Source organism: Blautia hominis, from assembly GCA_002270465.1.
GTDB lineage: Bacteria > Bacillota > Clostridia > Lachnospirales > Lachnospiraceae > Blautia > Blautia hominis.
Map to the genome: position 1 here is coordinate 1 of NQOF01000013.1, position 19,581 is coordinate 19,581.

Consider the following 19,581-nt stretch of genomic DNA (forward strand, 5'->3'; position numbering starts at 1 on the left):
TTCTGATTATACTGCCAGAGAACAGAGAATCTAAATAGGAACCACCAGCCCGGCGCCGGGTCATATGCCGGACTTATATGTTTATCTATATAAATCTATATAATAGGTTATTACACTCCGGTCCACCGGAGTGCAGTAACCTATAATTGTGCCTGAAGCCCGCATAAACAGCGGGATTTCAGGCTTTTTGACAAATAAAGTATTACGGAAATATGAAGATTTGGATAGTATGCAATTGTCTAGGAAATGATGATATCAAAATACAGGCAGCCGGATTCCTTGTCGTAGATAATTTGATCTAGCACTGTACGGATAAACATACCCTTTGTCTCGTAGGTGATATCCGAATTCTGAATGATATCGTAAACAGTTTGGATTTCTTTTAATACGTCTTGTGGTGAGGGTTCAATATTGTTTTGCTGAGATTCCAGCCGGTATATTTCATTTGACAATTCTTCTCTTTGTATGCTCAGCCGCCGGCGGTTTTCACGGTATTCCTCCAGAGTGTCAATTTCATTTTCATAAGCGGCACGGACGCGCTGCTCTTTCACAGCAATGTGTTCCAGCTCTTGCTGCAGGGATTCTATTTGGGAAATGTCCTTTTCAGAGGGAGCCTCCCCTTTGTATACATAAGAAAAATCTGCGCCGTCCAGTATCTTTTTAAAATATTCTAATACAGCCTCTTCTGCTTTCTTCACAGAAAGACTGACAGATGTATTATGGAATCCTTTGGCATATTTCCAGCACTGAAAGTAGGGACAGGTCTGATTGCCGGTGTAGGAGAGGGTAGAACCGCAAATAGAGCACTTTAGCAGACCGGACAGCCAATGCTTGCAGGTAGATACATTTCGGTGCTTTGCAGGGCGTTTGCGGGCGTTCATGAGCCTGATGCGCTCTTCATAGCGTTCTTTTGAGAGACGTGCTTCGTGGGCACCTTCAAATTCCGTCCCATTCCAGACCACAGTCCCGGTATAAAAAGGGTTTCTTAAAATAAAGTCAATGTTCCTTCGTTCAAAGGGATTTCCTCTCTTGGTCCGATATCCCAGGTCATTGCATTTTCTGGCGATTGCCGTGGCGTCAACATTGTAATGGTCGTACTGATCCATAATGTAATCTATGATTCGGTATTCTTCTTCGTTAATGACGAATGGCTGTCCGCTTCCCACGGCGTCATATCCAAGGCATGGAGTGGCCTGATATCCATTCTTTAAGGCTTTTTCCTTCATACCACGGAGAACTTCGCCGGATAAACGGATGGAATAGTATTCATCCATCCATTCAATGATCCTTTCTATGAGTGTTCCGAATGGGCCATCTATGAGCGGCTCGGAAACACTGATAACCTCTACACCATCCTTTTTCAGCATACTTTTGTAGACAATGGATTCTTCCTGGTTTCTGGCAAAACGGCTGTATTTCCATACTAAAATGACGTCAATGGGGTGGCTTTCCTGTTTGGCAGTGGCAATCATCTTCTGAAACTCTGGCCTCTTCTGGGCTCGGCGGCCGGAAACACTTTCCATGTATATAAAATCATTGGATATGATAATGTTGTTCTTTTTAGCATAATCCAGAAGGAGACGTTTCTGCGCGTCCGGGGACAGTTCTGCCTGATCTGCGGTACTGACGCGGATGTAGAGGGCGCCGGTCTGCAGTTGTTTTGTATCATTTTCGGACATTATTTTATCACCTCTTATATATCATATTGATTTTGGGGTACAAAAATAACAGCCAGCGAACTTTTGTTCCGCTTGCATGGCTGCTCCGGAGATGATACAATATTATTGCTTATGTAATATGTATGCATCTCCGGATGTATCGGTCGCCCTGGTGTTGGTAGCACTGGGGCGTTTTTTCTATTTGACATTTCAGCATATTTTGCTATAATATACTTAACAAGAGAACCGAAAGCTGGGTGATGTCCAGCTGCCGGTAGAGTAATTTGCTAAAAGTAGCGCCTTATCTTACCAGGACGAGGGCGCTACTTTTTGTGTTGTGTAAGAGTAACAACAAGAGTAACGACCGCACAAAGCATTGTTACAAAAGTGAATAATTCGTCATATGTAACCATTCGCGACCAGCTCCTTTCCGTAAAGAATTGGCAGCTGGTGTATGCACCCTCTTCGGTTCCCTGGGTAAATATATTGTTGCCAAGGTGCCATCCCTGTGGCGGTTTTACAGCCGAAAGATGAGTGCATGTCACCCGTCCCGGCGAAGTTTTGAGCTAAAAAATAGCAGAACTCAATAAGCATAAACTGTGACGCACAGCTTGCCGAAAGCAATTTTTAAACGCATTCCAGCGCAGGACGGCTATTTTCTATGCACATAAGTCAGAATTGCTGCCAGCAAAATGCCAGCGGTAAAGATGACCATAAATTCCTCATAAGTAGTCATAAGCACCACCCCTTTTGCAGAACTCAGAACGGGTGGGTGCACGTCCCCCGGCGGCCTGGGTAAATATATTATTTTGATTCAGCCTCTGCCTGTTAGAGCAGAGGCTGGTTTTATGTAATTATGTATTAACTAAGATTTGCTATGGCGTATTCGGCTTCTTCGGCAGTAAATTGTTCACCATATTCGGAAACAAGCTGGTCACGAATTGCTTCTGGGGACATATCCATTGTATCTTGATAATCCTTGGCCTTTTTTAACGCGTTTGCATTCCAATCAGCTTCCACATGATCTATCGCATATTGAGCTTCTTCGGCAGTAAATTGTTCTCCGTATTCAGAAATAAGCTGGTTATAAATTCCTATTTTAGACATATACATTGTATCGCTGTAATCTTTTGCTTTTTCCAATGCGTTTGAATTCCAGTCAGCCTGCACATTGTCGATCGCATACTGAGCTGCTTCTGCAGAAAACTGTTCACCATACTCAGATGTAAGCTGGTTATAAAGCCCTGCTTTGGACATATGCATGGTTTCGCTATAGCTGTTTGCTTTATTAAGTGCAGATTTGTATTCCTTGGGGACCTGATCATCTTCGGAATTATCTGGAGCAGACTGTTCTTCTTTGGGTTCAGTGGATTTATCTTGTTCTTCAGTCTTTTCCGTTGATGCTGCAGTTTTCTTGGTTGTATTTTGGGCCTTGTCTTTGTCACCGCCAATTGCGGAACCGATTCCTCCTATTACTACGAATGCAAGGACGATTATAAGTAATGTTTTAAGACAGCTCCCTTTCTTTTTTCCTTCTTTAGCCATAAAGATTTCCTCCTTAATTTATACTGTTAATAAAACGGGATCATTGGTCAATTTTGTCAACATATACTCCAGGGATGGTAATGGTTCCTCCTAAAGTTGATTTATAGCTGATTGTACCAACAGAAGTTCCATATATTGTTATATGGTCATCTTCTAATATCCTGGAGGAAACTATGCTTTTTGAATATTCTGCAAGTAGAACGGTATCATAATCATCGTTGACCGCTAGGCGGATCTGGGTACTGGTATCACCTTCCATAACTTGAATTACTTTACCTGAAAATTTGACTTTTTTTGAAAGATAATCATCAGGAGTTCTGGCTAACTGGTCATACGAGATACCGGTTTCGTAACCTTGTGCCTCCTCCTCAGCAGCGGCCTGTTCCTGCGCGGATAATGAGGCATCAGCTGCTTGAACTGCCTGCATAAGTTCATTTTTTTTGGTTTCATCAGTTAAAGCATTAACCTTGGCTAAGGCGTCATTATATAGTTCTCTAGTAGCTCCGGATACCAGTGTACCATTAGCAAAGTCCCATATTTTATTTACGGCATCATTAGCGGCAGTTTGATTTTGTGTTTCCTTTTGAACTGCTTCAGCTTCAGCCTTTTTCTGTTCAGCTTCGGCCGCTTCCATTTCTTCAAATGGCTTCATTTTCTCCTTGTACTTATCAAAATCTGATTTTAATGAGTCATAATCAGACTGCAATGCAATAAGGTCAGATTTTGATTTTTCAAGTTCATCTTTTGAATCCTCTAATTGAGATTCCAGTGTGCTGTTTTTCTCTTTAGCTGAGTTATAATCAGCTTCACTGATTCCACATGATGTGAATGTCAAGGACATTGACATTGCAAGTAATAGTGCTGCCATCTTTTTCTTCATAAGTTTTCCCCCAGTACATTATAATATTTATTAATACGCCGAAGCGGATTAAACGAGTAGACATAGGTACATGTTTTTTTGAGCTTTAAAATCTATGCTTTCCGCAGCTACATACAGAAGCACTATTTTGATTTAATCTGCCGCATTTAGGACACAACCATCCTTCTTCGTCTGTAGGTCCTGACTTGGTCTCTCCTAACAGGGATGCAGAACTGTTGGAACGAGAAATCTTTGTAGGTGGGGCGGGTGAAGAGGCGTCTGGATTTTCTTGCTGCTTTTCCAACTGCTTCATTATGTATTCTTGATTGTCCATTATTTCTGAAATTGAATAAAGAACAACAAAAAATACATAGGAAACTACGACACCTATTAAAAAAGTAAAAATGGTCGTGGTCCAGTTTCGCCCCCCTGCATAGACATTGATCCCTGCGCTTTTGGCCAGGATAAAGCTGCCTATAACGCCTAAAATCAACTCCACAATTGCAATAATCTTACATTGGCTTTTCATGATAACCTCCTTTGAAATAATTTACTAAGATACCAAAGCAATATGCCTTAATATGAAATGACCCAGTTCATGCATTAGAGAGAAGTGTATCCTCTGCGGGCATATTTTATCATTGCATAATACGACTTTTAGAATTTTATCTGAAAATGTATCGTCTGACATTCCCCGGAACAGAGGATATAATTTTTAATACTGCATTCTTTACATACTTCCAAGATTTTTTGATGTAATTTTTCTCATTTTGTCCTCCTGAATCATTCTACTATTTCGGACAAAAGTTGTATCAGACGTAATTTCTGCTCTTTTGACATCTGCTTTCCATTTCTTGCAATGAGGCGTTCCACATCGTCATAGGACGGTTCACATTTTTGCTTCTCACCAGTAGCCATTTCTTCAAGCTCTTCAACAGTAATGCCAAGATTCTGACATATTTGTATAACGTTATCAACACTTGCACGCCCCACACCTTTTTTTAAGATTCCATATAAAGTGGTATAGGGGATTCCACACTTTTCAGCAAAAGCCTTTAAACTATACCCCTGCGCTTTGATTAACTGTTCAAGTATTTTAGCTTTTTCCACGTATTTTCACCTCATTTCTGTATAGTTATATTATATACGAAAAATGGGATTGTGTAAATGATAAATATTCGTTAAACCGAATAAATTCGTAATAGGGTATGTTTTATATTGACAAAATACTGAATAAAGAATATAATTCAATTATTAAATTCGGAATTACGAATTAAAATGGAGGTGTGAAAATTTATGTATTTAAATCTTCTCGAGGCAATGAAAACTGAAAAAGTAACTTTTGCTCAAATGGGAGAATTATTGGATTGCAGATACCAAACTGTTAGCGACACTGTTAATGGAGTGACAAAAAAGGGTTTTTATTTCGATGATGCTTCTAAAATCCATAAAGTATTTTTTCCAAAATATGATATGGAGTATCTGTTTAAACGCCAATAATACGAACTTATGTTCGATATAATAAATATACTACGAATATATGTTTGAGTCAATGGGAATATGAGAAGAAGGTAAGGTAGAAATTGACCGCTGTTTTTGTAATGATTACAGCAAACCTACCGGGTGGTATCTATCAGAACATGGTTAAGCGTAGCCGATGAGATGGCAGCAAGGAACCCAGACAAGCATACCCACGTATCATAATCAGAGAGGTGGTGTCATGAAAATAGAAGTGGTGCCCCGTTTCCGTATAGACGGGAAATACTATACGGCAGACCAGCTGACAGAAGAAAAAATCCGGGAGATCGTTACAGAAAAAATAGACCTGGCAATGGCTGGTCTGAAGTACGAAAGGAAAGGAACCGCCTGAGGGCGGTAAAGAGGAGGGACAAGCAATATGCATTATAATACAATCCGGGATGCTGCTTTTGGTACTGCGTTGGCCATTTTATCAGGATTTTGGAAGCCATACAGTGCCTTTGAAGCTTTGTTTTGCTACATGGTTATATTTATGATTTTAATTTCTTTACTGGAAACGGCACGAGATTGGCAGTTAAGAGTTTGTAAAAAGCAAAAGTCCCTGACGCCGGCAAGCAAACAGGGGCAATGAAAAATTATAATAACTCTATTATAGATGGTGTAAGGAGGAAATGTCAAGTATGCAGAACGTAAATTACGGAATAGACGCTGACTGTGACACCAGCGCCGATATCATCGCTTTACTCACATCGGACAAGAACCATGTGGAGATCTGCGGGATCATAAATAAGCTGCTGACTATGCTCTACAGCAGTGGGGTAAAAGTGATCGACGGGGATAATCCGAAGGACGATTTCCTGGACAGGATCACATATGACCGGGATTCGGATAACCTGTATTTTTGGACAGAGAACTTATAGGGGATAAAAGAGATGTTGAAAGCATATGAAGAGATGCGGAAGATAGACGTCCGCCCTTACTGCGAGGACAGGGAGGGGAAACTATACCTGAACTGGGCCAAGTGCATCGAACTTCTTCATGAGAACGGTGCAGAGAAAGTATACTGGATCCCGGTACCGGACCCTAAGACGGGCAGCAGCCTGAGGATGACCGATACCGTATTTTCGGACAAGAATGGGGTAACGAACAGGTGCTACGAGACATTGATCGAGGTAGTGATAGATGATAATACATACCGGATGCAGTCCCCGGTCATGAACGGTACCAATCCTGTAAAGGACAATTCCATGTCACAGCAGCGGGTGTGGAACAGCATGTGCCGTTCCTTTGTGAAATGTGTAGCCATACATACAGGCCTGGGCTTCAACCTGTGGCTGAAGGAGGAGTTCAATAAATTCGAGAATGCCATCCCGACAACAGACAGTGACAGAGCCACGGATGCCCAGATAAAACAGATAAGGCTTTTAGGGGACAACCATCCGAACTTAAAGCTGGAAGCCTGGCTGGAACGCAATAAAGTGACCTGGGACACGCTGACCAGGGAGCAGGCAGCCTATATGATGAAAGCGATCAAGAATAAGTATGGGGATGAATAAATGAACACGGAAATACAGATCAGGGGATACCGGGAAGACCCAACAGGTACTGACCTGCTCATCCATATACCTGACAGACAGCTGGGAGATATGCTGCGGCACAAGAGGATAAAAGGGGCAGAGCTGCGTCTGGATGACGGACGGCACATCACTGCAGCGCAGAGGCGGAAAGCTTATGCGACCATCCGGGATATCGCAGACTTTACAGGCTATCTTCCGGAAGAGGAGAAGGAATGGCTGAAATACCTGCATATCATACGGACCGGAGAGGCGTATTTCAGCCTGTCCGGATGTTCGATGGACACCGCAAGAGGGTTCCTGAACACTATCCTGGATCATGCCATAGAGAACGGGATCCCTCTTTCAGAGCCGGGGATAGAGAGGGCGGAGGACATGGGCGCTTATCTTTATGCCTGTATCAAGCATAGGAAATGTGCCGTTTGCGGGCGGGATGGAGAGATACACCATGTAGATGCCATAGGGATGGGGCGGGACCGGAAGTCTGCAGATGACAGATGCAGCCGGAAGATATGCCTGTGCCGGAAACACCACATGGCAGCACATCAAAAGGGCACCAAAGCGTTTGAACAGATGTACCATGTATACGGTATTGTAATACCGGCGGATCCGCGTTCGCCAATGCTGGGAGCGCTGAATGATATATCACAATTCACTTTATTGTAAGCCATGATCCTCCCCTGTTCTGCAGGGGAGAGGAAGGAGGACTATGACAACAGAGGAAACAAGAAATATGGCGGGATCTTATTATAAAAGGATAGGGGACGGGCACAGGAACGCCGTGCGCCGGCCAAATATCAAATGCATGGACATGGACAGGGTCGACAGGAGCCTGCGCCGGATGATCAACCATGCGAACAAGAACGGGGACTGCATCATACCGGGAACCGGGGGCTATTACCGGCCGGTGCCGGGGGACCCCGTAGATGAACTGGAATACAGGGAATACAGGAAAATGGAGGATTCCCGGGTACATGACATCATCATAAAGAACCACATGATGGACATGGCCTTTGAGAACCGGAGAAGGGAGGCAGGGTATGCAGCACAGATTCGTGATAAAAGGGAGGCTGCCGGGGCTGAATGAATACCTGAAGGCGGAGCGGAGTTTCCGGCGGGGGCACAGCTGCGGCAATGACATGAAGCAGGGGTGCCAGGCTATTGTATCGGAAGCCATCCGGAAAGACCTGGGGCATGCCCGGGTAAAAGCCCCTGTCACGATCCATTATGCCTTCTATGAGCCGGACCGGCGCCGGGATCTGGATAACATCGCGGCTGTGGCCCACAAGTTCATCCAGGACGCACTGGTCAGCTGCCGGATCCTGGAAAATGACGGGTGGCGGCATATCAGGGGGTTCACCGATGTGTTCTATGTGGACAGGCACAACCCGAGGATAGAGGTGGCCCTGGTGGAGGAAGGAGACAGAGATGGCTGAGAGGAGGATGTTCTCAAAGGTGATCATTGACTCCGATGCATTCCTGGATATGCCGTTATCCACCCAGGCCTTATACTTCCATCTGTCCATGAGGGCGGATGATGACGGCTTTTTGAACAACGCCCGGAAGATACAGCGGCTCGTGGGGGCTTCAGACGATGACGTGAGGCTGCTCCTGATGAAGCGCTTTGTCATAGGGTTTGAAGGCGGGATCCTTGTCATTAAGCACTGGAGGATGAACAATTACCTGAGGAAAGACCGTTATACCCCTACGGTGTACCAGGATGAATATGCCATGCTGGGTGTCAAGAAAAACGGCTCCTATACACTGGAAAAAACCGATGGTATCCAGGCTGGTATACCAGATGGCAGCCAGTGTGTAACCCAGGTAAGTATAGGTAAGGATAGTATAGATAAGAAAAGGATAGAAAAGACTGTATGCCCGGAGCCGGAAACGGCACCGGACCGGAAGAAGGCCGTCAGTCTTATCTTAAACGATAAAACAGAGTATTGGATATTTGAGGACCAGATAGCTGAGTGGATGGAGTTGTTTCCTGCTGTGGATGTGATGCAGGAGCTCCGCAAGATGAGATCCTGGCTCGACAGCAACACAAGTAGGCGAAAGACCAAGAGGGGGATCCTTAGGTTCGTGAATGGCTGGCTGTCAAAGGAGCAGGATAAAGGCTGGTCAAGACAGGGAGGAGGAAGCACATATGACACTGGAAGAGAAGCTCGGGGAGATAGAACGGCAGAGAAGGGATATATCCAGCAACTCATCGAAGCAGGGTATGACCCGGAAGATACCACAGGATTCTGAAACCTGCCCCGTATGCGGGGGGATGGAATGGGTGCTCTCTGAGGAGGGCGGGGTATTGGCAGCCGCCCCGTGCAGGTGCAGGAAAAAGAATCTCATGGAGCGCAGGCTGCGCTTTGCGGACATACCGGAAGCGTTCCGGGAGATGAGGCTGGGTACCTTCCGGGTGGACGTGTACCGGGTACCGGAGCAAAAGAAAAAAGCTCTGGCGGCCTGCCGGATGGTGAAGGAATACCTGGGGATGTTCCGTGAGGCAGAGGAGAGGGGCATGGGATTGTACCTGTATTCGGGGACAAAGGGGTCTGGAAAGACGCGGATGGCTGCCAGCATAGCAAATGAGCTCATGGAGGCCCATGATGCCCAGGTGAGGTTCGCGGTGTCCACAGAGATACTGGCGGAGATCAGAAGGACCTTTGATAAAGAGTCTGAATATACCCAGAGCCAGGTCCTGGACGCCCTCAAGATGGTAGAGGTGCTTGTCCTGGATGACTTCGGGACAGAGAAGGTCACAGAATGGGTGGCGGACCAGTTCTACCATATCCTCAACAGCAGGTATGTCAGCCGGAAGGTGACGATCTTTACCAGCAATGAATCACTCGGAACTTTAAAGTATGATGATCGTATCACCAACCGGATCAAGGAGCGCAGCTATCTGATCGACTTCCCGGAAGAGTCAGTAAGGGAACATATGGCGGAGGGCAATATGCAGTATATGATGAGAAAAGTGATGCATGGCTATAGATGACAGAGGGAGGCTCTATCGGTGGACAAAAAAACATTGAAGCAGTACAGAGCGTTGCTAAAAGAACAGAAGTTGAATGAGCAGGCAATAGAAAGATTGTATGATCGTGCGGAACAAATTCCAACAGTTTTGGGAAAAGTAGTGGGTTCTAGTCATAATTTCCCTTACACGAAAGTCCGGACTACTGTACAAATGGAGGAACCAAAAGAAGCGGACGAGATTTCCAGAAGACTGAACATAAAGAAGATCAGACAGGAACAGATTAAAATAGCGGTTCTAAAAATAGAAGAGTTTATTGCTGATATTCCGGACAGTAATGCAAGGCAAATCTTTGAAATGACATATATTGAAGGAAAGAAGCAACGGGAAATAGCGGATGATCTTGGATATAGCAGGGGAAGGATTCCGCAGATCATTAGCCAATATTTGAAAGATTAGCACAATTAGCAAAAATTAATGATATAATTATAATAGAGCCAGTGGGCGAAAGCAAACGGCTCAATCGGATGTTGAATATCCTCCTCTTTGTTAATTTGGCTGCCAGGTGTCATGGCCTGGCAGCTGATTTTCCGGTAACCTTTGCGGGATGTGCCTGTTAGGGAAATCTCTGCAGGGCAAGGTAAGTTTGCGGTGTATAAACTTTAAGCTGCTTGTCCCAGATCTGGGATAACAATCAAGGCAGTAGCTGTGCCTGATAAACAGCAGTGTATATGTGGAGCGACCATCAAAAGCAGATAATAGAACTGCTTTTGAAATCCAGGTTGACTCCGTTTTGTCGAAAGACAGACAAAATTATTTTTTATGAAAAGTGCTCATCTTCGGTTGAGCACTTTTTCGGTTATTTTTACTAATTGACATAATAGAACATATGTTCTATTATGTTTATAACTTCAATACATCTGATTTATGTTTTGTTGAAATATATACTATATTAGTATAAAATGGAAATATATTTAGTGTATTGGAGGATAAATAATGGCTGGAACTTACATAAAAAAAGTGAGAATTGAATATTATCAAGTGGTTGAATCCAACGAATCGGGTCAGGATAGATTGTTTGACCTAAGGAAAATCATTAATAAACTTGATGACCTGCCTTTGGAAAGAAGAAAAAAAGAGTATTATCAAGATGGAGCACGACTTGATAAAATAAAATACAACAAAATAGATAATTATTGGTATTTAAATTTTGTGCGTCTGCGTCAGACGGGTATCCCGTCTAAGGCGTCAGAAACGAGCGAAACTGAGCCCATAAAATTGCTGGATGATGAATATATAGGCGAAGAGGTATCATGTATATATGATGTTGATAATCATATACTGGTACTACAAAGAAACCGCGATAGTTTAAGTTCTTCAGGGCTGGAATTATATTTGAATTATTTTAATTGTTATAATAGTAATATGATCGCTTTACGCCCAATCAGAGCTGTAGATATAAATGATAAATTAAATACTGCAAAAGATTATAAAAAAATCACAATACGTTTTGCTAATATTCCGACAAGAGTCGTACATGGAAATAAAAATAGCTCTTTTGGTCAGTTTATTGAAAACTTCAATAAATTCAAAGCAAATTCGGCAACGTTAACATTGTCTCTGGGTAGAGGAAGAAGCAAAGGAAGCCTGGATCAGGAAACTATAAAAGAAACAGTTGGATTGATATTAGATAACGAAGGACTTGTTGATACTGCTGAGTTAAATATTAAACCATCGGAACTAGAGCCAGTGGAGGTGATTGATATATTTTCAAAACGCAGCCATGATTTTATAACTATAAAGATGGAAAAATTAGAGTCAATAAATTTTGAGGATATAATTGATGAAATGCATAAAAAATATAATAAAACCAAGAAACAAGTATTAGAATTATTAGAAAGATAGGAGAATAGCTATGAAGAAAGAGGATAGAAATAATAGGATTAAGTTAATTATGGAAAAATACTATCCTCTTTTTTTTAGTAGTATTTTTACTGTATTTTGTATTATACAATCATCAACATTTACGTTAAGAGATGATATTATGGCTGCAGTTAATGCGGTACTTGTTGCAGCGTCAATTTTGATCGGTTTTGTTGGTGTATTAGTTGGACTGATTTTTACACAATCTGAAAATGAGATTTTAAGAGAAGTTTTTGGTGATAAAAATTTGCTGAATCTTCTAAAGAAGTATTTTATGTCGGTATACAAATCAGGGTTTCTTTTATTGATAGCATGTATAGGAATATTCTTTCAAAAATCATTATATGAAATAATTTCTATTAAGATATTAGGAGAAAATCTGACAATTGATGTAGTTGTAAAATATTTCTGGATTTTCATTCTGCTATATTTTGCATTATCTACTTACCGCCTAATAAAAATTGTTGTAGAGCTAATATTCCATCAGCCTGGTATAAAAGAAGATAAAGAAGATAAAAATGAAGATTATTCAGAATTAGAGGATAGACATTCAAAATAGCATATATGCAGATTGTAAATGTTTTAGTTTAGATAGATTTTTGGTCTATACGGTATATAGAAACAACTATAAGTGTAAGAGGCGGATGACCCCGTCTCTTTTTATGTATAAAAGAGGTGAGTCAAATGGCAAAAGGAAAATACGAATATTGGCTAACGCCAGAAGGCTTGCTGTTACTGAAAGGCTGGGCCAGGGATGGGCTGATAGATGTACAGATTGCCGAAAACATGGGAATAGCGGCTTCTACATTATATCGGTGGAAGAACGAACACAAAGAGATATCAGAGGCCTTAAAAAGAGGAAAAGAGGTAGTGGATTATCAGGTCGAAAATGCATTGTTAAATAACGCTCTCAATGGACACACAACAGCACAGATATTTTGGCTAAAGAACCGCAGACCGGATAAGTGGAGGGACAAACAGGACTTAGAGCACAGCGGCGGTATTAATGTCCAAAACCAATATGAGAACATGACAGAGGAGGAGCTGATAGAGCTCACAAAGAAGTATGAAAAAATCAACAGCTCTTAACAGGCAGGATAGGATCGAATACTTAAAGCTGCAGGAAGCCCTTGCGGTTAAGAAGGCCAGAAGAGATTTCTGGTCTTTTTGTCGACTTCTTTATCCGGAATTTTATAAAGAAAGCCGTTCATATTTAAAGGACCTGTGTATAACACTGCAGTCTTTTTATGATGGTGACATTAATAAACAGATTTTAATTATAAACATGCCCCCCAGACATGGAAAGACATTTACGGCAAGGCTGTTTGTGCTTTGGATATTTGGACAAGACCACAGGACAAAGATCATCACCGGTTCTTATAATCAGATATTGTCTGGATTGTTCGCACAGCAAACCAGAGATGGCGTCCTTATGGAGAATGAGAATATAAAACAGAAATATTTTTCTGACATTTTTCCTGATACGACTATCAAGCAAGGCGATGCCGCAAAAGGGTTCTGGAGCTTGAAGGGTTCAGAAGAAAAGAATTATCTGGCTACATCCCCTGGCGGTACTTCAACCGGTATTGGAGCAAATTTTATCATTGTAGATGACATCATTAAAAATAATGAAGAGGCCGCAAACGAGCTGGTAAAAGATAAACACTGGGAGTGGTATAACAACACCCTGGTACAACGTATGGAACGTCCAAGAAGACAGATCCTCATCATGACACGTTGGGCCTCAGACGACCTGGTAGGACGTATGTTGGAAAAGAAAGCCGATAAGTGTCATCTGATCACCTATAAGGCCGTACAGGATGACGGTTCTATGCTCTGTGATGAAATAATGACGAAAGCAGAGTATGAGGACATCATTTCTGAGATGGGTGAAGATATTGCTTCTGCCAACTACCAACAGGAACCCATCGACTTGAAAGGCCGTCTGTATACTAATTTTAAGACATATGACCGTTTGCCAGTGGATGAACAGGATAACAGCCTGTTTGAGGGTATATACAGCTATACAGACACAGCGGATGAGGGAGTAGATTACCTATGTACCATCATATGGGGGGTGTATATGCGGGAAGCTTATGTGCTGGATGTCTATTATACGCAAGAGGGCATGGAGATAACGGAACCGGAGACCGCAAAACGTTTCAAGGAATTTGAAGTGAACCGTTCAAGGATAGAGAGTAATAACGGAGGTTCAGGATTTGCGAGGAACGTAAAGCGGATATCAGAGGAAAAGCTGCTGAACTTCAAGACAGTGATTAAATGGTTTCATCAGTCCAAGAATAAGAAAGCCAGAATATTATCCAATGCAACCTGGATAATGGAGCATGTCATTTATCCTGCCAATTGGATGTATAAATGGCCGGAATACTATAAATCAATGGTCCGTTACCAGCGGGACGGTGAAAATAAACACGATGACGCCCCTGACTGTACTACGGGCGTTGCGGAGACAATGTATAAGTTGGGAGCGTGATGAAAGTGGGGCTGATAAAGAAAATGAGTGAAGGTATGAAACGGGGGATCCGGGGATGGCTGAATATCCAGGATGCAAACCCTGCCATGATAATGATTAATGAGACTCTGGATTATGAGGCGAATGCAATAAAAAACCGCATTTGGTATCGGGGAGACAGCAATGAACTGCAACAGCTCTATTGTCAGATCAATACGGGGGTTGACAGATATAAGTTTTGGGCCAGTAAGAGCAGTCCGGGACAGGAAATGCGTAAAATACATACCGGGCTCCCGGCTCTGATCGTTGATACCCTGGCTGGAATCTCCCTTACTGATTTAAAAATCCAGATTGAAAAGAGCAGTGCTGATCTGGAACTTTGGGAAGCAATTGAAGCAGACAACAAATTTCGGAAGAAATTAGAGAAGGCAGTCAAGGAAACACTGTATATTGGCGATGGTGCTTTTAAGATATCCTTTGATACAGCATTAAGCCAGTATCCAATCATTGAATTTTATCCGGGTGACCGTATTGAACTGGTAACAGAACGAGGCAGGATCCGTGAAATTGTATTTAAGACAGTTTATCAGCAAGAAAATGTACAATATGTCTTGTATGAATATTATGGATATGGATATATCACTTATGAGCTATATAAGGACAATGAAGTGGTAGATTTACATGCAATCCCGCAGACGGCCAATCTTGTAAATGTGGCTTTCGGTACTGAAAAGCCGGGGGAACATTACATGATGGCTGTTCCTATCCAATTCTATGAATCGGGTAAATGGGATGAGAGAGGACAGAGTGTCTTTGACAAAAAGATTGACTCTTTTGACGCTTTTGACGAGACCTGGAGCCAGTGGATGGATGCTTTGCGCAAAGGCAGGGCAAAAGTATATATGCCGGAAGACCTAATACCAAAAGATCCGAATGGTGGAGCGTTATTAAAATCTAACGCATTTGATGACAGTTTCATAAAGATAAGTGGTGGATTTTCGGAGAATGAGGGAGGAGTCATTGATATTGTGCAGCCCAATATACCCCATGACAGTTACCTGGCATCCTATGTGACAGCTCTTGATCTATGTCTGCAGGGGCTCATTTCCCCTAGTACGCTGGGAATTGACATGAAGAAGCTGGACAATGCTGAGGCACAGCGTGAGAAGGAAAAAGCAACTTTATATACCAGGGATACGATCATCAATGCGCTGCAGGTGGATATCCCGCTACTGGTAGAGACGGCTATCAAGGCTTACAATGAGTTCTACAATAAACCGGTCACATCAGTTGAGGCTACGGCTGATTTTGGGGATTATGCGAATCCAAGCTTTGAGAGCCAGATAGAGACAATCAGCAAGGCCAGGGCAGGACAGATCATGTCTGTGGATGCTGCTGTGGATGAACTTTATGGAGATGACAAAGATGAAGACTGGAAGCAGAAGGAAGTAAAAAGGATTAAAGCCGAGCTGGGAATTGCAGAGGAAGTAGAACCAGGTGTAAACCAGGAACTAGATGGATTCAGAATAGGGGGTATGGAAGATGAAAGTAAAAGTGGGACAGAGAACATACCGGATGACCCGGAAGGAGTACCAGGGACTGCTTGAGATAGCCAGTGAGCAGGTAGCACTGGGGGTGTACGCCCTGGAAAAGGATGACTATGCGGAACTTAGGAATGACCATTGTGACAGTACAACGCAGCTTAAAGCAATGATAGGGCAGTTTAAAGCCCAAGGATTCAAGGTGATGGCGAATGCCAGAGTACATAAATGATGAATACCATATCGGTAAGACCTTCCGGAAAATAGAGGAAGAATTAATGTCCACTGTGATTTGCAATATGAAGCATAATCGAGTTAGTGATCGCGTGGAAAAAATAAACTGGGAACAATGGCAGGCATTGCAGCTGAGACTCCTGGAAAAATATAAGAAAGAGAACCGAAAACGATTAAAAAAACAGTTTAAAGACATTAATAAGGAAATAGAATCCTTTATCTATACAGCTAATCAGCAGGGCAGTATGGACCAGGAAAAAGAGATACTGGAGGTTATTAAAAAAGGTTATCTTGCCAAAAAAGTCAGTAGAGAAACAAAGGAAGCGTTATCTAAAATCAATGACCAAAAGTTGAATGTCCTTATTAAAACTTCCAGGATAGATATAGAGAAGGCTGAAAATGCAGTCCTGAGACGTGTTAATGATCAGTATCGTAAGATCATCAGTGACGTTCAGGTTTATGCTAATACCAAAACGGGCACTTATGAGACTATAATAGATATGGCTGCAAAGGATATGCTGTCTGCAGGACTAAATTGTGTGGAGTATGCCAATGGCACCAGACATACATTATCTGACTATGTTGATATGGCAGTCAGGACAGCCGGCAAGCGGGCTTACCTGCAGGGAGAGGGACAGAAGCGCCAGGAATGGGGCCTGCATCTGGTCATTATGAATAAACGTGGGAATTCCTGTCCAAAATGTCTGCCTTTTGTAGGCAAGGTGTTTATAGATGATGTCTGGAGTGGTGGGAGTAAAGCAGATGGAAATTATCCACTTTTGAGTAAGGCTATATCGGCTGGATTGTACCATCCCCGCTGTAAGGATGGCCATACTACCTATTTTTCCGGTATCAGCACCTTGCCGGGTGACAGATTTTCTCAAAAGGAGCTGTCGGAGATTGAGGAGCAGAGCAGACTGGAAAACAGAAAACAGCATGCTGCAAGACAGGAGGAAAAGTATAGGAGAATGGCGAGATTTTCCCTGGATAGTGATAATCAGGAAAGTTACAGGGACAAAGCCAAAATATGGGAAGATAAAAAGAATTGGTTGCTGAGACTGAAGGATATTTTATATTATGAAAATACAGATGTATTACAAGAATTTAAAGAAAAAGTTGACGTTATCAGTAACGTGGATGCCAAAATATTATTTGAACAAGCATTTAAGCGTACAAGATTTGGAAAATCACAACGCAAAAATTCCTATTTTGATTTAAATAACTGCACTATTTATGTATCACAGAGTGCAACAGCTGAAACCATAGCGCATGAATTATTTCATGAAATAGATAAAACTTATGGGATTATTGACAATGGTGCATTGGAAGAACAGATCCGAAATGATTATAAGCGTTTGATGAAAGCTTCTGAGAAGCATGGAAACTCTATCAAGGATATGCTATACTCTAAATATTCAGAAGCATTTGAGATGGGGAGACGTGGCTTGAAATTAAAGGAAGAGTACCGTGGAATATCTGATATCTTAAACGGAATGTCTGCTGGAAAAATAAGTTTGGGATATCGGCATGAGGAGTCATATTGGAAAAAAGAGAAAAGTCTTGAACGTGAGACATGGGCTCAATATGGGAGAATGATATTCCAAGACAATGAAAAAGTTCTGGAGTTTGCAGAAGTGCTTTTTCCGGAGACAACAGTAGAAGTGCTTCGTATTTTGAAGGAGATGATAAAATAATGTGGTATGGTGGTATGACACCTGAATTAGAAACTTTGTATGATCAGTATTATGAAATGTTCCAAGGTGATCCGGATGAATATATTGAATTGGAGTATGGACAGCAGGATTATGAGGATTATGTCAGAGATATTAAAAAGGCTATAGAGCAGCATAAAGAGTTACCGGAAGTAGTCAAGTGATACCACCAGTCAGAAATGACAGGTGGTATTTTATTTGCGCTCAAGAAATAGCCGGAGAAAGGAGGATTATTTTTGAGACTTATTAATGGTACTTAGAAGGTGGTCTGTACATGGCCATTTAAGACGCAGGGGAAGCGTCTTATTTTTATGCCCGAAGGCTAAAACTACACGGAGACACCGGGTTATCAACTGTTCTGTGAGACACACATAAAACTGTACGTGCGGACAGCACATAAAAACTGTTTTGAAAGTACTGAAGATAATGGAAAAGAAGTTTTTAAATTTTGTAAAGCTGTGGGGGCGAGCTGACCCCAAATCATGCAAAGAAAGCTGGTGAGTGATATGTACAAACCATATGCAGATACAGCGTATTACACAGATATCTACAATGGCAGTTTACTGTCGGACAATGTCCGGGAAAGATTTCTCAAACAGGCGAGCCGTCACATTGATTCCTTAACCTACAACAGGATTGTGGATCAGGGGTTTATAAATATAACACCCTTTCAGCAGGAGATTATTCAGGATATTGTATGTCAGCAGGCAGATTTTGAATTCCAGAACCGGGAAATTTTTGACATGATATTGCAAAGCTATGGAATCAATGGTGTATCTATGCAGTTTGGTGAGAGTTGGAATGTGACTACCCAGAAAGGCATCCCTATGCGGCGTGATGTATATGAGCAGCTATGCCAGACCGGGCTGTGCTGCAGATTGTTGAGGTGATTTTTATGTATCCATGTTTAGTGCCAAAATGGGCTTGTACCACAGATATTTATGTGACCATATACAGTGAGGGGCTGAACGAGAATGGCGGTCCGGAATTGATATTTGAGGGGGAGCTGCAGTGTAATTATCAGGACAGTGCAAAGACTGTTATGGACAATGAGCAGAAGTATATACAGTTGTCCGGAACGGCTCTTTTTTGTGGCGATATTGCGCCGGCTGCGGCGGTTATCTCTGGAGGTACCGTCACAGTATTTGGGGAGACCAGACACATCCTGCAGGGGATGAAAGCCAGGAATCCTGACGGCACTGTAAATTACACGAGGCTGGATATTGTATGATCAATGTTAACGCAATCATTAAGATGGACTGGGGCCGTATTCAGGTTCTTACAGAAGCCCAGATAACAGCCTTGGAGCAGACTGCAGAGTACCTGCACACAGAGGTGGTACAGGCCCAGGTAATGCCATTTGACGAAGGTACATTACAGAATGACAGTACATTTGCTGATTATACAGAAAGTAGATCCGGGAAGGTATCTCTAGTATCCACCCAGCCGTATGCCAGGCGCTTGTATTACCATCCGGAATACAATTTCCAGACAAAAGAAAATCCTTATGCGCGTGGTGAATGGTATGAGGACTGGCTGCCTGGGGGAAGTAAAGAGCAGGACTGCCAGAAGGCATATAAACAGATATATAAACGTATTACGGGGGTGTGAA

At 42.4% G+C, this 19,581-nt stretch carries 26 protein-coding genes; 21 read left to right on the forward strand and 5 right to left on the reverse strand.

The window, feature by feature from the left end:
• Positions 1-239: 239 nt before the first annotated feature.
• From CI595_RS24935 to CI595_RS24955, 5 genes are all read right to left on the reverse strand, one after another.
• Positions 240-1,679, reverse strand: coding sequence for a recombinase family protein (locus tag CI595_RS24935; RefSeq protein WP_095176309.1), 1,440 nt, complete (start codon positions 1,677-1,679; stop codon positions 240-242).
• 840 nt (positions 1,680-2,519) lie between these two features.
• Complete coding sequence (locus tag CI595_RS24940) at positions 2,520-3,203, reverse strand: Ltp family lipoprotein (RefSeq protein ID WP_095176310.1); 684 nt, start codon at positions 3,201-3,203, stop codon at positions 2,520-2,522.
• Between the two features lie 40 nt (positions 3,204-3,243).
• Entirely contained in the window at positions 3,244-4,083 is an 840-nt protein-coding gene (locus CI595_RS24945; RefSeq protein WP_095176311.1) for a toxin regulator, read from the reverse strand.
• 85 nt (positions 4,084-4,168) lie between these two features.
• Complete coding sequence (locus tag CI595_RS24950; protein WP_095176312.1) at positions 4,169-4,591, reverse strand: hypothetical protein; 423 nt, start codon at positions 4,589-4,591, stop codon at positions 4,169-4,171.
• Between the two features lie 254 nt (positions 4,592-4,845).
• Positions 4,846-5,172, reverse strand: a complete 327-nt coding sequence (locus tag CI595_RS24955; protein ID WP_095176313.1) for a helix-turn-helix domain-containing protein — start codon at positions 5,170-5,172, stop codon at positions 4,846-4,848.
• A gap of 610 nt (positions 5,173-5,782) precedes the next feature.
• Here CI595_RS24955 and CI595_RS26195 point away from each other — a divergent pair.
• The 21 genes from CI595_RS26195 (at position 5,783) to CI595_RS25060 (ending at position 19,580) form a co-directional block, all read left to right on the forward strand.
• Positions 5,783-5,932 (forward strand): hypothetical protein, encoded by a 150-nt coding sequence (locus CI595_RS26195; RefSeq protein ID WP_156087485.1) that lies wholly within the window; start codon positions 5,783-5,785, stop codon positions 5,930-5,932.
• A 27-nt stretch (positions 5,933-5,959) separates the two neighbouring features.
• The gene (locus tag CI595_RS24965; RefSeq protein ID WP_095176315.1) at positions 5,960-6,172 is read left to right on the forward strand and encodes a hypothetical protein; all 213 of its coding nucleotides are present in this window, start codon (positions 5,960-5,962) and stop codon (positions 6,170-6,172) included.
• Positions 6,173-6,221: 49 nt separating this feature from the next.
• Positions 6,222-6,461, forward strand: coding sequence for a hypothetical protein (locus tag CI595_RS24970; protein ID WP_095176316.1), 240 nt, complete (start codon positions 6,222-6,224; stop codon positions 6,459-6,461).
• 12 nt (positions 6,462-6,473) lie between these two features.
• The gene (locus CI595_RS24975) at positions 6,474-7,097 is read left to right on the forward strand and encodes a Sak single strand annealing protein (RefSeq protein WP_095176317.1); all 624 of its coding nucleotides are present in this window, start codon (positions 6,474-6,476) and stop codon (positions 7,095-7,097) included.
• Positions 7,098-7,781: a putative HNHc nuclease gene (locus tag CI595_RS24980; protein ID WP_095176318.1), complete on the forward strand. Its 684-nt coding sequence runs from the start codon at positions 7,098-7,100 to the stop codon at positions 7,779-7,781.
• 43 nt (positions 7,782-7,824) lie between these two features.
• Positions 7,825-8,202, forward strand: coding sequence for a hypothetical protein (locus CI595_RS24985; protein WP_095176319.1), 378 nt, complete (start codon positions 7,825-7,827; stop codon positions 8,200-8,202).
• Positions 8,156-8,551, forward strand: coding sequence for a RusA family crossover junction endodeoxyribonuclease (locus tag CI595_RS24990; protein ID WP_095176320.1), 396 nt, complete (start codon positions 8,156-8,158; stop codon positions 8,549-8,551). Before CI595_RS24985 ends, CI595_RS24990 begins: the two co-directional genes overlap by 47 nt.
• Entirely contained in the window at positions 8,544-9,368 is an 825-nt protein-coding gene (locus tag CI595_RS26465; protein WP_187144062.1) for a replisome organizer, read from the forward strand. The genes CI595_RS24990 and CI595_RS26465 overlap by 8 nt, the downstream gene beginning before the upstream one ends.
• Positions 9,265-10,110: an ATP-binding protein gene (locus CI595_RS25000; protein ID WP_243135252.1), complete on the forward strand. Its 846-nt coding sequence runs from the start codon at positions 9,265-9,267 to the stop codon at positions 10,108-10,110. Before CI595_RS26465 ends, CI595_RS25000 begins: the two co-directional genes overlap by 104 nt.
• An 18-nt stretch (positions 10,111-10,128) precedes the next feature.
• Positions 10,129-10,545: a sigma factor-like helix-turn-helix DNA-binding protein gene (locus CI595_RS25005; protein WP_095176322.1), complete on the forward strand. Its 417-nt coding sequence runs from the start codon at positions 10,129-10,131 to the stop codon at positions 10,543-10,545.
• Positions 10,546-11,082: 537 nt separating this feature from the next.
• Positions 11,083-11,991 (forward strand): DUF6731 family protein, encoded by a 909-nt coding sequence (locus tag CI595_RS25010; RefSeq protein WP_095176323.1) that lies wholly within the window; start codon positions 11,083-11,085, stop codon positions 11,989-11,991.
• A gap of 10 nt (positions 11,992-12,001) precedes the next feature.
• Positions 12,002-12,568: a hypothetical protein gene (locus CI595_RS25015; RefSeq protein WP_095176324.1), complete on the forward strand. Its 567-nt coding sequence runs from the start codon at positions 12,002-12,004 to the stop codon at positions 12,566-12,568.
• A gap of 125 nt (positions 12,569-12,693) precedes the next feature.
• Positions 12,694-13,098, forward strand: a complete 405-nt coding sequence (locus CI595_RS25020) for a transposase (protein ID WP_095176325.1) — start codon at positions 12,694-12,696, stop codon at positions 13,096-13,098.
• Positions 13,076-14,503: a phage terminase large subunit gene (gene terL, locus CI595_RS25025; RefSeq protein ID WP_095176326.1), complete on the forward strand. Its 1,428-nt coding sequence runs from the start codon at positions 13,076-13,078 to the stop codon at positions 14,501-14,503. The genes CI595_RS25020 and terL overlap by 23 nt, the downstream gene beginning before the upstream one ends.
• 5 nt (positions 14,504-14,508) lie before the next feature.
• Complete coding sequence (locus CI595_RS25030) at positions 14,509-16,089, forward strand: phage portal protein (RefSeq protein ID WP_243135253.1); 1,581 nt, start codon at positions 14,509-14,511, stop codon at positions 16,087-16,089.
• Positions 16,025-16,255: a hypothetical protein gene (locus tag CI595_RS25035; protein WP_095176327.1), complete on the forward strand. Its 231-nt coding sequence runs from the start codon at positions 16,025-16,027 to the stop codon at positions 16,253-16,255. The genes CI595_RS25030 and CI595_RS25035 overlap by 65 nt, the downstream gene beginning before the upstream one ends.
• Entirely contained in the window at positions 16,236-17,951 is a 1,716-nt protein-coding gene (locus tag CI595_RS25040) for a phage minor capsid protein (protein ID WP_095176328.1), read from the forward strand. Before CI595_RS25035 ends, CI595_RS25040 begins: the two co-directional genes overlap by 20 nt.
• Positions 17,951-18,133, forward strand: a complete 183-nt coding sequence (locus CI595_RS25045) for a hypothetical protein (protein WP_095176329.1) — start codon at positions 17,951-17,953, stop codon at positions 18,131-18,133. Before CI595_RS25040 ends, CI595_RS25045 begins: the two co-directional genes overlap by 1 nt.
• A gap of 318 nt (positions 18,134-18,451) precedes the next feature.
• A complete protein-coding gene (locus CI595_RS25050) occupies positions 18,452-18,859 on the forward strand; it encodes a head-tail connector protein (RefSeq protein WP_243135254.1) in 408 nt (135 codons plus the stop codon).
• A 5-nt stretch (positions 18,860-18,864) separates the two neighbouring features.
• Positions 18,865-19,200: a hypothetical protein gene (locus CI595_RS25055; protein WP_095176330.1), complete on the forward strand. Its 336-nt coding sequence runs from the start codon at positions 18,865-18,867 to the stop codon at positions 19,198-19,200.
• On the forward strand, positions 19,197-19,580 hold the full coding sequence (locus CI595_RS25060; protein ID WP_243135255.1) for a hypothetical protein: 384 nt from the start codon (positions 19,197-19,199) through the stop codon (positions 19,578-19,580). The genes CI595_RS25055 and CI595_RS25060 overlap by 4 nt, the downstream gene beginning before the upstream one ends.
• The last annotated feature ends 1 nt before the right edge of the window (position 19,581 follow it).